At 67.3% G+C, this 13529-nt stretch carries 12 protein-coding genes, 1 tRNA gene and 1 pseudogene; 9 read left to right on the forward strand and 5 right to left on the reverse strand.

What is annotated here, in order from left to right; translation table 11 throughout:
• Positions 1-90: 90 nt before the first annotated feature.
• Positions 91-636, reverse strand: coding sequence for an LLM class flavin-dependent oxidoreductase (locus tag VGP60_RS10130; protein ID WP_414640317.1), 546 nt, complete (start codon positions 634-636; stop codon positions 91-93).
• On the opposite strand from VGP60_RS10130, the pseudogene VGP60_RS10135 reads away from it, so the two are divergent.
• Positions 636-1306 (forward strand): annotated as a pseudogene (locus VGP60_RS10135) (transcriptional regulator). The gene VGP60_RS10130 and the pseudogene VGP60_RS10135 overlap by 1 nt on opposite strands.
• Positions 1307-1335: 29 nt before the next feature.
• On the forward strand, positions 1336-2544 hold the full coding sequence (locus VGP60_RS10140; RefSeq protein ID WP_327547657.1) for a PQQ-dependent sugar dehydrogenase: 1209 nt from the start codon (positions 1336-1338) through the stop codon (positions 2542-2544).
• 29 nt (positions 2545-2573) lie between these two features.
• On the opposite strand, the gene VGP60_RS10145 is transcribed toward VGP60_RS10140, so the two are convergent.
• The 3 genes from VGP60_RS10145 to VGP60_RS10155 all read right to left on the reverse strand — a co-directional run bounded on the left by VGP60_RS10145 (position 2574) and on the right by VGP60_RS10155 (position 5082).
• On the reverse strand, positions 2574-3305 hold the full coding sequence (locus VGP60_RS10145; RefSeq protein ID WP_327547658.1) for an SDR family NAD(P)-dependent oxidoreductase: 732 nt from the start codon (positions 3303-3305) through the stop codon (positions 2574-2576).
• A gap of 61 nt (positions 3306-3366) precedes the next feature.
• Positions 3367-3960 (reverse strand): TetR/AcrR family transcriptional regulator, encoded by a 594-nt coding sequence (locus VGP60_RS10150; RefSeq protein ID WP_327547834.1) that lies wholly within the window; start codon positions 3958-3960, stop codon positions 3367-3369.
• Positions 3961-4116: 156 nt separating this feature from the next.
• Positions 4117-5082 (reverse strand): acyl-CoA desaturase, encoded by a 966-nt coding sequence (locus tag VGP60_RS10155; RefSeq protein ID WP_327547659.1) that lies wholly within the window; start codon positions 5080-5082, stop codon positions 4117-4119.
• A 206-nt stretch (positions 5083-5288) separates the two neighbouring features.
• Between VGP60_RS10155 and VGP60_RS10160 the strand changes: the two genes are divergently transcribed.
• From VGP60_RS10160 to VGP60_RS10180, 5 genes are all read left to right on the forward strand, one after another.
• A tRNA-Gln gene (locus VGP60_RS10160) sits at positions 5289-5360 on the forward strand.
• A 170-nt stretch (positions 5361-5530) separates the two neighbouring features.
• Positions 5531-7198, forward strand: a complete 1668-nt coding sequence (locus tag VGP60_RS10165) for a GGDEF domain-containing protein (protein WP_327547835.1) — start codon at positions 5531-5533, stop codon at positions 7196-7198.
• 56 nt (positions 7199-7254) lie between these two features.
• A complete protein-coding gene (gene glmU, locus VGP60_RS10170) occupies positions 7255-8730 on the forward strand; it encodes a bifunctional UDP-N-acetylglucosamine diphosphorylase/glucosamine-1-phosphate N-acetyltransferase GlmU (protein WP_327547660.1) in 1476 nt (491 codons plus the stop codon).
• On the forward strand, positions 8727-9707 hold the full coding sequence (locus VGP60_RS10175) for a ribose-phosphate diphosphokinase (protein ID WP_327547661.1): 981 nt from the start codon (positions 8727-8729) through the stop codon (positions 9705-9707). Before glmU ends, VGP60_RS10175 begins: the two co-directional genes overlap by 4 nt.
• 111 nt (positions 9708-9818) lie before the next feature.
• Entirely contained in the window at positions 9819-10694 is an 876-nt protein-coding gene (locus VGP60_RS10180; protein WP_327547662.1) for a TIGR03621 family F420-dependent LLM class oxidoreductase, read from the forward strand.
• Between the two features lie 75 nt (positions 10695-10769).
• Here the strand turns inward: VGP60_RS10180 and VGP60_RS10185 are convergent, their stop codons facing one another.
• A complete protein-coding gene (locus VGP60_RS10185; protein ID WP_327547663.1) occupies positions 10770-11879 on the reverse strand; it encodes a hypothetical protein in 1110 nt (369 codons plus the stop codon).
• A 340-nt stretch (positions 11880-12219) separates the two neighbouring features.
• On the opposite strand from VGP60_RS10185, the gene VGP60_RS10190 reads away from it, so the two are divergent.
• Positions 12220-12834 (forward strand): 50S ribosomal protein L25/general stress protein Ctc, encoded by a 615-nt coding sequence (locus VGP60_RS10190; RefSeq protein WP_327547664.1) that lies wholly within the window; start codon positions 12220-12222, stop codon positions 12832-12834.
• A gap of 9 nt (positions 12835-12843) precedes the next feature.
• Positions 12844-13437 (forward strand): aminoacyl-tRNA hydrolase, encoded by a 594-nt coding sequence (pth, locus tag VGP60_RS10195; protein ID WP_327547665.1) that lies wholly within the window; start codon positions 12844-12846, stop codon positions 13435-13437.
• Positions 13438-13529: the final 92 nt, after the last annotated feature.

Below are 13529 nucleotides of genomic sequence, written 5' to 3' on the forward strand. Positions count from 1 at the left end.
CCGAAGATTCCCCTAACAAATACAAATACGGACAGACTCCTGCCCGGGACGAGGGACGCAGGAGCTCTCACCTCCAAGCGTACGTCTCACCTACGACAGTCCGCTGGCGCTATCGACAATCATCGCGGCGACCTGAGAAACCTGCCCGGCGAAGACCTCGGGGACCAGCGTCGCCGGGCGGACGAGGACGTGCCGGGCGCCCGCGTCGACGTAGCGGCGCAGCCCGGCCGCCACCTCGGCGCGCGAACCGGTGATGAACACCTGGATCGTCTCGACGAACTCCAGCGGGGCTCCGTAATACGCCAAGCAGTAATCCGCCAAAGCGCGACGGCCGTTCTCGCCGATGAAGACGGTCGCGAACAGCCCGGGTGTGACGGGCTTGTCGGCTTGGCTGTTGGCTTGCACAGTCGCCAGGCCGGTCGCGAAATCGGCGGGATCCGGCGGGTACGGCAGCCAGCCGTCGTACAACCTGCCCGCGCGTTCCAACGCCTTCGGAGTGAACCCGGCCAGCCACACCGGCGGCCCGCCGACGCGGTGGGGCGGCGGCACCGGCAGCGTGTCGTAGTGCAACTCCTTGCCGTGGAAGGACTTTCCCCCGGTCCACAGCGTTCGCCACAACGCGACGATGTCATCCAATCGAGTGTTCCGGCGCTCCCACGGAACTCGCGCCCAGTCGAACTCGACCTCGCTGCGCCCGGGGAACGACCCAGCGGCACGTCAGCTTCATGGAACGCGGGCGCTCGGTACCCGGGCGCGGGATGGTCGTGCGGGTCGCCGAATCGCTCGAACTGCCGTTGCGGGAACGGAACGGGCTGCTGCTCTCGACCGGATACGCGCCCAGCTACCGCGAATCGGCGTTGGACGATCCGGCGCTGCGGCCGGTGCTGGCCGGGTTGCAGGTCCTGCTCGACGGGCACCGGCCGTTCCCCGCGGTGATCGTCGACCGGTACGGCGTGCTCATCGCGAGCAACGACTCACTGTCCGTGCTGACCGACGGCATCGACCCGGCCTTGCTCGAACCGCCGGTCAACGTCCTGCGCCTGGCGCTGCATCCTCGAGGGCTGACGCCAGGCTGTCCGCCTTGCTCGCCGAACTGGAGGGCTACCTGCCGGACCGGAAGCCGTCGCCGACGGCTGATCACCTCGGTTTCGCGGTGCCGCTGCGGCTGTCCTCACCAGGCGGGGAACTGCGGCTGATCACCGCGATCACGACGTTCGCGACCGCGGTGGACGTGACGATCTCCGAGCTGAGACTGGAAACCTTCCTGCCCGCGGACGAGTTCACCGCGGCGGCGTTGGCTCGCTAAGTCCGCGGGAGGCAGGCATGCTGGGTGCCATGCGTGTACGAAAAGCCGGGATCGCGGCGTTCGTCTCCTTGGCCGTTCTCGCGACCGGGTGCATGGCCGACCCGGTCGCGACGCCGGCGACGATCGTGCCCACGGCGCCCGCCACGACAGGCACGGCCGACCCCGCGCTGAAGGTCGACGAAGTCACCGCGGGCCTCGAACACGGCTGGGACATCGGGTTCCTGCCCGACGGGAAACTGCTGGTCACCCAGCGTCCCGGCAAGCTCGCGCTGATCGCGGGGACCTCACCGGGCTCGGCGTCGAAGGAAGTGACCGCGGACTTCTCGGACGTGCTCGTGAACGGCGAAGGCGGCCTGATGGGGCTCGTCGTACATCCCGGCTTCGCCCAGTCGCGCCGGTTCACCACCTGCCAGACGCACAAGGAAGGCGGCAAGGCCGTCGACATCCGGCTCGTGACCTGGACGCTCGCGGCGGACGAAAGCCGCGCGACGCGCGTGGCCGACCTGCTGACCGGGCTGCCCGTCAACCCCAGCGGACGGCATTCCGGCTGCCGTCCGGTGCTCGCCGCGGACGGCGCGCTGCTCGTCGGCACCGGCGACACCGCACGCCCGTCCATCTCGCAGGACCGGCACAGCCTCGGCGGCAAGGTGCTGCGGATCGACCTGCGGACCGGGAAACCGTTGCCGGACAACCCTTTCATCTCCTCGGCCGACCCGAGTGAACAGCGGATCTACACCTACGGCCACCGCAACGTGCAGGGCATCGCACTGCGGCCGGACACCGGGCAGGTCTTCACCGGCGAGCACGGCCCGACCTTCGACGACGAGGTGAACCTGTTGCGGGCGGGCGGAAACTACGGCTGGGACCCGTCGAAGGGCGGCACCGAGACGAGCTACGACGAAGACGTCCCGATGACCGACACCGACCGCTTCCCCGACGCCGTCCGTGCATTGTGGACAACGGGGAAGATCACCGAAGCCATCTGTGGCGCGGATTTCCTGACCGGCAAACAGTGGGGCTCGCTCGAAGGCATGCTCGCCGTGGTCGCGCTGAAGGGGCAGAAGATGTTGCTGCTGCGCATCGACGCCGCCGGGGCACTGCTGGAAGTGCGCCTGCCGCCCGAGTTCGACGACAAGTACGGCAGGCTCCGCGCCGCCCGCAGCGGCCCCGACGGCGCCCTCTACGTCACCACCTCCGACGGCGACAACGACAAGGTCCTCCGCCTCACCGCCGCCTGAGGTCCCGCAAGCACGGGTCAGCGGGCGGGTCAGTGGCCGCCGTAGGCACCGCCGTTGACGTGGATGACCTGGCCGGTGATGTGCCCGGCACCGGCGCTCGCCACGAAGAACACCGTCGCGGCGACGTCGTCGACCGTGCCCGCGCGCTTGTTCAGGGTGCCGTCGATCCGCTCCTGGATCCATTCGGCGCTGACCGTGTTGTGGAAGAACTCGGTGTCCTCCACCATCCCCGGCGCGACGACGTTCGAGGTGATGCCCCGCTTGCCGAAGCCCTGCGCGGCCCAGCTGTTCCAGCCTTCGACCGCGGCTTTCGCGGCGCCATAAGAGTTCGAGCCCTGTTTCGCCGCGACGGACCCGATGCTGATGATCCGGCCGTTGCCGGCCAGCCGCGGCCGTAGTGCCTCGGTGACCAGCACCGTCGTCAGCACATTGGCCTTCAGGTTGGCGTACCAGGCGTCGGCGAGCCCGGACAGATCCCCGGGCGCCGGGGCCTCACGCGTTCGATCCGTGTTCCCACCGGCGTTGTTGACCAGCACGTCCACCCGGCCGGGAAGATCCGCGAGCGCGGCCTGGACTTCCGCGGGATCGCCCGCGTCGAAAGCGACGTACTTCGCGCCGAGCAGCGCCGCCGCTTCGGACAGCACCTTCTCGCGCCGCCCGGTGATCGTCACCCGGTCCCCGGCCTTCAGGAACGCCGCCGCGACGGCGTACCCGATTCCCGTGCCACCACCGGTGACCACAACTTCCCTTGCTTCAGTCATGGTTCGCATCATGCCTGAGATCGCGGCATCGGTCTCGCAATGTGCCGACCAGCGGAAAGCCTTAGCGCAACCGGAGTTTCGGCTTGTGCTCGAGGTTCGACAACCCGTTCCACGCCAGGTTCACCAGATGCGCGGCGACTTCGTCCCGCTTCGGCTTGCGGGCGTCGAGCCACCACTGCCCGGTCAGCGCGACCATGCCGACGAGCGCCTGCGCGTAAAGCGCGGCGAGTTTGTCGTCGTAGCCGCGCGCGGTGAACTGCTGCGCGAGGATGTGCTCGACCTGGCTCGCGATGTCGTTGAGCACGGTGGAAAAGGTGCCTGTCGAGCTCGCGACCGGCGAATCCCGCACCAGGATGCGGAAACCGTCGTGCGAATCCTCGACGTAGCTGAGCAACGCCACGGCGGCCTGTTCCAGCATCACGCGGGGATGCCCACCGTGCAAAGTGGACACCATCCGGTTGAGCAGCTGCTGGGTCTCACGGTCGACGACGACCGCGTAGATCCCTTCCTTACCACCGAAATGTTCGTACACCACGGGCTTGGACACCCCGGCCCGGTGCGCGATCTCTTCGATCGACGCGCCTTCGAACCCTTTTTCCGCGAAGAGCTCCCTGGCGACGGTCAAAAGTTGTTGCCTGCGCTCGGTTCCCGTCATCCGCACGCGGGCCACCGGAGCATTCGGACGCGCTCCGGTGGCCACTTCACGTTTAGCCCGCCGTCTCGCTGCCATATAGGAAGACTAGTCGGGCGCGCAGCGTCTCCGTTGAGGGTGGTGGTGGGCGACGGGTGGGCCTAGTGGGGGGCATTGATCCTATTTCGCGTCAGCCGTCAGTTTGGCCAGCCGCTGCGGGGTGGGCCAGCGGACGCTGTGCACCCACCCGAGCTTTTCGAAGATCCAGATCAGCCTCGCCGAAAGGTCGATCTGCCCGCGCTGGACGCCGTGGCGTGCCGACGTCGGGTCCGCGTGGTGCAGGTTGTGCCACGACTCGCCGAACGAGAAGATCGCCAGCGGCCAGAAGTTCGCGGACTTGTCGCGCGCGGTGAACGGGCGCTCGCCGATCATGTGGCAGATCGAGTTCACCGACCAGGTGACGTGGTGCAGCACGCAGATCCGCACCAGCCCGGCCCAGAAGAACGCGCTGACCGCACCGGCGAACGACCAGGTGATGAGGCCGCCGAGCAACGCGGGCAGCGTCAGGCTCAGCAGGGTCCAGAGCCAGAAGAGGTCGTCGACCTTCTTGATGGCCGGGTCCTTGACGAGGTCCGGGGCGAAGCGCTCGGCGTTGCTCTGGTCGCGCTCGAAGAGCCAGCCCATGTGCGCGTGCCAGAAACCCTTGACGATGGCGACCGGCGTCGTGCCGAAAGCCCACGGGGAGTGCGGGTCGCCGTCGCGGTCGGAGAAGGCGTGGTGGCGCCGGTGGTCGGCGACCCAGGTGATCACCGGGCCCTGCACGGCCATGCTGCCGGCGATGGCCATCGCGACGTGCAGCCAGCGCTTGGCCTTGAACGAGCCGTGCGTGAAGTAGCGGTGGTAGGCGACGGTGATGCCGAGGCCGCTGATGCAGTAGAAAACGACGAAGATGCCGACGTCGACCCAGTTCAGTCCCCAGCCCCACGCGAACGGGACGGCGGCGAGCAGGGCCAGCAGCGGGGCGACGACCCCGAAGTAGACCGAAAGCTGGATCGGGAATCCGCGTCGTCCGCTGATGATGGGCTTCGGCCCCTTCGCGGGCGGGGAATCACCGGAGGGCTGGGAACGGTCAAGGGTGGCCGTCATACACGTCACTTCTTCCTGCGAAGGCCACCAGCCAAGGGTCGCCTTACCTACGGTTACGTAAGTTACGGTACCGGAGGTTTGGCCACTTGGGCAGCGCCAAAAGTGGGTTCCGGCTCACGTGTGGTTCGTAGCCGGTGACCGTCCGGATGTGAGCCGACCCACCCGTGCGCACGTTCTTCAGGTTTGGCTATCCTGGCCAGGAGCGATCCGCCGTAGTGTAATCGGCAGCACTTCAGATTTTGATTCTGACAGTTCAGGTTCGAACCCTGGCGGCGGAGCTTCCTAGTGGCTTTTTGGGTATCTTTACAAGTGCACACAGTGGCTTTTTGAGTATGTTTCAAGTGCACACAGTGGCTTTTCAGTAGGTTTCACCGACGACCGGGGGTGCGTGCCGCTGCAAGACGAGGAGATCGAGTCCGCGAACAACAGGCTGCCGACCATCGTCGAGATGTCGGACGCCTGGGTGTTCGGGCGTTCTCTGGAACTCATCGCAGCGGTACAACGCCTCGACCACGAGAGCCAGTTGGAGATCGTCGCGGACCTCGACGTCCTGCTCGACGAAGCCCAGCGGCGCGGTGCGCCGGTGCTCGTCGCCCAGCTGCAGCGAGCAACCGCACTCAGCAGGCTGGTGACCAGCGGCCTGGCCGCGGAAGCGGAACCCCGGCTCGACGAGATGCTCGCGCACACCCGGCGCCACGGTCTCGCCCTGCTCCGCGCCGACGCGCACGCCCTGCGTGGCCGCCGGCTGATGATCGCCGAGCAGGAAGACGCGGCACTCACCGAGATAGCCAGGGCACTCGCGATCCTCGACGACTCCGCGACACCGGACGTCCAGGTCGGCAGGCGCACCTGGAACGGGATGCAGTCCAGCGCGCTGATGGACTGCTGGATCGTGCTCAACCAGCTCGGGATCTACGAAGCCGCCGAAGAGGTCATCGGCCGCGCGCACCAGGCGATCCGGGACAGCGCGAGTCCGCACCAGATCACCATGCAGCTGATGAACCGCGTCAAGATGCTGGTCGGCTGGGGTCTGCGCCTCGAGCGCGTCGAACGTTATGAAGAGGCGGGCGACAAGTTCCGCACGGCCGCGTCGATGGCCGTCGCCGCGGAAGGCCCGTTCACCGAGTCGCTGTTCCCGCGCAAGGTCGGTGTACCCGCTATCGACCAGCTCGGTGTGCTTGCCGCCGCGCTCGCGCTGGCCGTGCCCGATCAGGAACACATCAGCCGCCTCGAAGGACTGTATCCGGGCCACGCGCACGAGCAGGAAATCATCGCGATCGCACTGGCCCGCTGCCTGGACAAGGTGGGCCGCCGCGCCGACGCGCTGGAAGCACTCACGAAGGCCAGGAAGATGCTCGAGGTCGAGACCTCCGCGCCTTCGATGCGGCTGAACCTCGCCCGCGAGCTCGCCCGGCTGGACAACGTCCCCGACATCGAAACCGGGGTCAGCCAGTCGCTGGTCACCTACGCCACCACACTGGAATCAGAGATGTGGACGCTGCGCGAGTCGCAGATCGCCACGCTGAACGCGCGGCGCGAGCACGAGCGGCTCTCCGCCGAGCACGGCGCGATCACCCAGCAGGCGCTGCAGGATCCGCTGACCGGACTGCCCAACCGGCGCGCACTCGACGAGCGGCTCCGCACGCTGGCGTCGTCGGCCGACGCGCAGCCGCTGGCCGTCGCGCTGGTGGACCTCGACGGGTTCAAGGACGTCAACGACAAGCATTCGCACGCGGAAGGCGACGACGTCCTGCGGGTCGTCGCGAGCACCCTGCGTGACGCGCTGCGCGGCGACGACATCGTGGCCCGCTACGGCGGCGACGAGTTCATCGCGCTCCTGCCGGGCGCGCCCGTCTCCGCGGCGAAGCAGGCTCTAGGGCGAGCCGTCAGCCGTGTGGCCCAGCTGCCGCAGCACCTCTCGCACGGCGTCACGCTGTCCGTCGGGCTCGTCTCACTGCGCCCGCAAGAACGCGCGGAGCAGGTCCTTTCCCGCGCGGACGCGGCCATGTACCAGGCCAAACGCGGGGGCGGAAACCAGGTCGCCTCGGCGAACTCGATGACCGCGGAGGTCCCCGTGCCCTGGTCGCCGGACGGCACATTCACCGACCCGGCGTAGGTCGCCGAAGGCCCCCCGTAGGATCGGAGCCCCAGTTCCGAATCGTTGGGAGAGCCGTGACCGGCCCGCTGAGCACGCTTATCCTCGCTGCGGGTGAAGGCACCCGTATGCGCTCCGCCACCCCGAAGGTGCTGCACCCGATCGCGGGCAGGCCCCTGGTCGAACACGCCGTCCGCGCCGCCGCCGGGCTCGAGCCCGAGCATCTCGTGGTGGTCGTCGGACACGGCCGCGACGCCGTCAACGAACATCTCGAAAGCGTCGGCAAGGCGCTCGGACGGCTGGTCACCACCACCGTCCAGGAACAGCAGAACGGCACCGGGCACGCCGTTTCCTGTGCGCTGTCGACGTTGCCCGCGGGTTTGAGCGGGACAGTGCTGGTCAGCTACGGCGACGTGCCGCTGCTGGACACCGAGACGCTCGCCGCGCTGCTCGCCGGGCACACGGAGGCGGGCAACGCCGTCACCGTGCTGACAGCCGCCGTCGAAGACCCGAGCGGCTACGGCCGCATCGTGCGCGACGACTCCGGAGCGGTCGCCGCCATCGTCGAGCACAAGGACGCGACGCCGGAGCAGCTGGCGATCCGGGAGATCAACTCCGGGGTGTACGCCTTCGACGCCGCCGTCCTCGTCGACGGGCTTTCCCGCCTGTCCACGGACAACGCGCAGGGCGAGCTGTACCTGACAGACGTGCTCGGCATCGCGCGCGGCGACGGCAAGCTCGTCGGCGCGCTCGTCGTCGAGGACCCGTGGCTGACCGAGGGCGTGAACGACCGCGTGCAGCTCTCCGTACTGGGCGCGGAACTGAACAGCCGGATCGTCCGCGGCTGGCAGCGCGCCGGGGTGACGGTCGTCGACCCGGCCACGACCTGGATCGACGCCGGCGTCACTCTGGCGCGTGATGTTCGTCTCGAGCCGGGAGTTCAGCTTCAGGGCGAAACCACCGTCGGCGAGGGTTCGCTGATCGGCCCGGACAGCACGTTGAAGAACGTCCACGTCGGCGCCGATGCCTCGGTGATCCGCACCCACGGCAGCGACGCGGTGCTCGGCGACGGCGTCACCGTCGGCCCGTTCGCCTTCCTCCGTCCTGGCACCAAGCTGGGTGACAAGGGGAAAATCGGCACTTTCGTCGAGACGAAGAACGCCACCATCGGCGCCGGCTCGAAGGTCCCGCACCTGACCTACGTCGGCGACGCGACGATCGGTGAGCAGAGCAACATCGGGGCTTCCAGCGTCTTCGTCAACTACGACGGTGTGACCAAGCACCACACGACGATCGGTTCCCATGTACGCACCGGGTCGGACAACATGTTCGTCGCACCGGTCGATGTCGGCGACGGCGCTTACAGTGGCGCAGGTACCGTGATCAGGCGGAACGTGCCGCCGGGCGCGCTCGCCGTCTCCGGTTCGCCGCAGCGCAACATCGAAGGCTGGGTGTCCAGGCGCAGGCCTGGCACCCCTGCGGCGGACGCGGCCGAGGCCGCTCTCGCCGAGAAGCAGGAAAACCAGAACACCGACGGGGAGTCACCAGCATGAGTCCGAAGTCCGGCACGCCGAAGAAGAATCTGATGCTCTTCTCCGGCCGCGCGCACCGCGAACTCGCCGAGGAGGTCGCCAAGCACCTCAACGTGACGATCACCCCGCAGACCGCGCACGACTTCGCCAACGGCGAGATCTTCGTGCGGTTCGAGGAGTCCGTGCGAGGCACCGACGCTTTCGTGATCCAGAGTCACACCAACCCCATCAACGAATGGGTGATGGAGCAGCTGATCATGGTCGACGCGCTCAAGCGCGCCAGCGCCAAGCGGATCACCGTGGTCATGCCGTTCTACCCGTACGGCCGCCAGGACAAGAAGCACAAGGGCCGCGAGCCGATCTCCGCGCGCTTGATCGCCGACCTGTTCAAGACCGCCGGTGCGGACCGGATCATGACCGTCGATCTGCACACCGCGCAGATCATGGGCTTCTTCGACGGACCCGTAGACCACCTGCTCGCGCAGAATGTGCTCGCCGACCACATCAAGAAGACCTACCCGTCCGACGACATCACCGTCGTCTCGCCGGACTCGGGCCGTGTGCGGCTGGCGGAGAAGTGGGCGCAGCAGCTCGGCGACAAGCCGATCGCGTTCATCCACAAGACGCGCGACCCGGACAAGCCCAACCAGGCCGTCGCGAACCGCGTCGTCGGCCGGGTGCGCGGCCGGCTGTGCGTGCTGATCGACGACATGATCGACACCGGTGGCACGATCGTGAAGGCCACCGAAGCGCTGCTGAACGAAGGCGCCGCGGACGTCGTCATCGCGTCGACCCACGGCATCCTGTCAGACCCGGCGACCGAGCGGCTGTCGAACTGCAAGGCTCGCGAGGTGATCGTCACCAACACGCTGCCGATCCCGCCGGAGAAGCGTTTCCCGGGGCTGACAGTGCTCTCGATCGCTCCGCTGCTGGCGCGTGCGATCCAGGAGGTCTTCGAGGACGGCTCGGTGACGAGCCTCTTCGACGGCAGCGCGTAGCTTCGCAGGATTTGCCTGAGGGGACCTTTCACGCGAAAGGTCCCCCTCAGTTTTTTGCCTACCGCGAAACAGGGTGTTCGGCCACGAGGTGACGTCGTAGCTTCTACCGCCATGGGGAACTTCAAGTTCGGTGTCAGTCTCCGGTCGATCGGCGGCCGGGAAGAGTGGATCGCCAAATGCCGTCAAGCCGAGGAGATCGGCTACGACGTGATCACCGTGCCGGACCATCTGGGCGCCAAGATGTCACCGTTCGCGGCGCTCGCCGTGGCCGCCGCGGTGACCGAACGCGTGCGTGTCGGGCCACTGGTGCTGAACGTGCCGTTCTACAACCCCGCCTTGCTGGCGCGGGACATCGCCAACACCGTCCGGCTGAGCGGTGACCGCTTCGACCTCGGTGTCGGCGCCGGGCACATGAAACGCGAATTCGACGACGCCGGTCTGCCCTTCCACCGCGCCTCCGAGCGAATCGCCTTCACCGCGGCAGCCGTAGCGGAAATACAGCGACGGCTCGACGACGAAGGCGTCAAACAGCCACCGTTGCTGATCGCCGGCAACAGCGACGGCGTCCTCCAACTGGCCGCCGCCCACGCCGACATCGTCGGTTTCGCCGGATTACGGCAAAAACGCGGCGAAGCTCCCGGCACGTTCCAGCTCGACAGCCCGGCCGCCATGGACGAACGCGTGGCCTTCTTCAGGCAACACGCAGGTCAGCGGGCCGCGGATGTCGAATTCAACATGCTCGTGCAACGGGTCCGGATCACCGACGACCGCCGAGCCGCCGCCGCGGAATGGGCCGAGGACCTCGATTCGCCCGATCTCGACATCGACGACCTTCTAGACGCCCCGCAGCTCCTCTTCGGCACCGTCGCGGAAATAGTCGATCAGCTCGAATCGCGCCGAAATCGCTACGGCTTCTCCTACATCACCGTCTTCGAGGCCGAATTGGCGAAATTCGCGCCAATCGTCCAAGCGCTAACGGGTCACTAGGCGAAAACGACGCGTTTCGGCAGCGATATTCCGTAGCCAAACTCCGTAGCTGAAAAACAGCGACGCACCTGACCATCAGCCACCGAGCGCGGAAAACTCCGACTGGATCTTCTGCTTGATCGCGTTGACGTCCAGCGACGCCAGCACGTCACCGACCGCGGTGGGCAAGGACGTCACCCGGTACTGCGCGGTGCGGTTGGGGACGTTGAACTTGACCGCGCACGGGATCGTGCTCGCGGTGTTCGGCGCCGCGTTGACCTCACCGGTGCAGGTCTGACTGCCGAGCTCGTCGGCGCTCACCACCGAGGTCATCACGATGTGAACCGTCGAAGACTTGGTGTCGCCACCGACGACGGCGTTCTCCATGGAAACCGTCGAGGTGCACGACCCGCTGCCGCCATTGCAGTCGAGTTTGTTGTCCGTGATGGTGATACTCGCCTGGGCAACCGAGTCCGCGGGCGTCCCCAATCCGCCCACGGCGGCGTCGAGCTCGTCGCGGAACTTCTTCACCGTGTCCGGCGTGACCGGGTCGACGCGCACCTCGGTGCCCAGCGCCTTGCCCTTGGCGTCCAGCAGCGTCGGCGCGAAACTGACCAGCCGGTGCGGAGCCGCGGTGGTGACCTTGAGCCCGGTGGCGCCCCCGACCTCGAAGACCTCGGTGCCGTCGGCGAGCTTGCTCCGCACGGGTTCGGCCAGCTGGTCGAACCCGGCGAGGGACTTTCGCAGTTTTTCCGCCGCGCCCGACGGCGTCAGCGACGTCGCGGGATCCACGGGCAGGTCGGAAGCCGCCGCCCGCGCCCAGCCCTTGGCATAGCGATCGCCCGCCGTCGACCCGCGGCCCTTCCAGTAGTCGGCGGACGCGGCGACGAACAGCTGCTTGTCGACCTCGACGACCTGAACGGACTGACCGTCGACGGGGATCGTGCCCTGCGCGGTGCCGTCCTTGGTGACCCGAAGCATCAGGTCGGTGCCGTTCAACGTGCTGTGGAAGACGGCGACGGGCTGGTTCTCGAGCGCCTTCAGCGCGGCGTCGACGGCCGTGCGCTGCTCAGTGCGCTTGTCCGCCTTCACCTGGTCAGCGGCGGAGATGCCCGCGTCGCCCGAGAGCGCCCGCTGGCAGCCACCGAGCAACGGCCCGGCAGCCAGCGTCAAAACCGCCAGCCCGATGACCATCCGTGTTCGCATCCCACACCCCATACTGTCTCAACGTCCACCTAACGGGTAGCGATAGTCTGCCGTCACGAGATTTCTCCCCGCACACAGCGTGTGTTATCGATTTTTTATCCCGCTTCGCCACCCGCCGCGACTCCACTCGGGCCGCTTGGTCTACACTCTGCAGGTTGTCTCGGCGAGGCGGGTTTCATCTGCACACACAGGTGCCCGGCGTGATCGACGCGGCGGCTTGAGTAGCCACGCGCCTGAGCACGTCTATGTGGAATTCGCCGCCGCGACCGAGAACCGCACACTGATTCCCCGTAGCAGCATGTTTTCCCCACATGTTCTTAGTCGCAAGGAGTGCAAGACCGTGTCCGAGGTACGTCTGTCCGTCGAACCACGCACCGAGTTCGGCAAGGGCGCCGCGCGTCGCACCCGTCGCGCCGGCAAGATCCCCGCGGTCCTCTACGGTCACGGCACCGACCCGCGCCACCTGTCGCTGCCCGCCCTGGAGTTCGCCCGCGTCGTCCGTGAGAACGGCTCCAACGCCGTCCTCACCCTCGACATCGACAACTCCGCCGAGCTGGCGCTGACCAAGACGATCGTCGTCCACCCGCTGCGCAACTACATCGAGCACGTCGACCTGCTCGTGGTCAAGCGTGGCGAGAAGATCACCGTCGATGTGCCGCTGGTCATCACCGGTGACCCCCGCTCCGGCAGTCTCGTCACCGTCAACATGGACACCGTCCAGATCGAGGTCGATGCGCTGCACATCCCCGAGCAGTTCGAGGTCTCCATCGCGGGTGCCGGTCCCGGCACCATGGTGACCGCGGCCCAGATCGAGCTCCCCAGCGGTGCCGTCCTGGTGACCGACCCGGAGGCGCTCGTCGTCGCCGTGAACGAGTCGCCGAGCGAGTCCGCCATGGAGAGTGACGTCGACGCCGCCGGCGCCGGCGTTGTCGAGGACAAGCCCGAAGCCGAGTAGTTCCGTACTGTGATCGAAGATCTTCCCGGGGCCGGCGAGCAGATTCTGCTCGTCGGCCTCGGCAATCCAGGACCGCAGTACGCGGGAAACCGGCACAACGTCGGCTTCATGGTCCTCGACGAGCTCGCCGGCCGGATCGGCGGCAAGTTCAAGGGCCACAAAAGTGGCGCTGAGCTGCTCGAAGGCCGGTTGGCCGGGCGTCGCGTTATTTTGGCGAAACCGCGTTCGTTCATGAACCTGTCCGGTGGCCCGGTCGTCGGCGCTGCCCGGTTCTACAAGATCCCCGCGGACGGTGTCGTCGTCGTGCACGACGAGCTGGACCTGCCGTTCGGGGCGCTCAAGCTGAAGCTCGGTGGCGGCGACAACGGCCACAACGGGCTCCGCTCGATCACCAAGTCGCTGGGCACCAAGGACTACTACCGGGTGCGGTTCGGCGTCGGCCGCCCACCTGGCCGCCAGGACCCGGCGGACTACGTGCTGAAGGACTTTTCGACCGTCGAACGCAAAGAACTGGCCCTCGAAGTGGACCGCTGCGCCGACGCCGTCGAAGCCTTGATCAATACCGGCCTGGGAGCCGCGCAGAACGCTTTTCACGCTGGATGACCGACTCGTCCATTCGTGAATGCGGTCACATCACCGCTGCGTTACACCGCTCACCCGAAGGCGTTCCTTCACGCACCTAATCGAGTCGACAG

Source organism: Amycolatopsis sp. (assembly GCF_036008905.1).
Taxonomy (GTDB): domain Bacteria; phylum Actinomycetota; class Actinomycetes; order Mycobacteriales; family Pseudonocardiaceae; genus Amycolatopsis.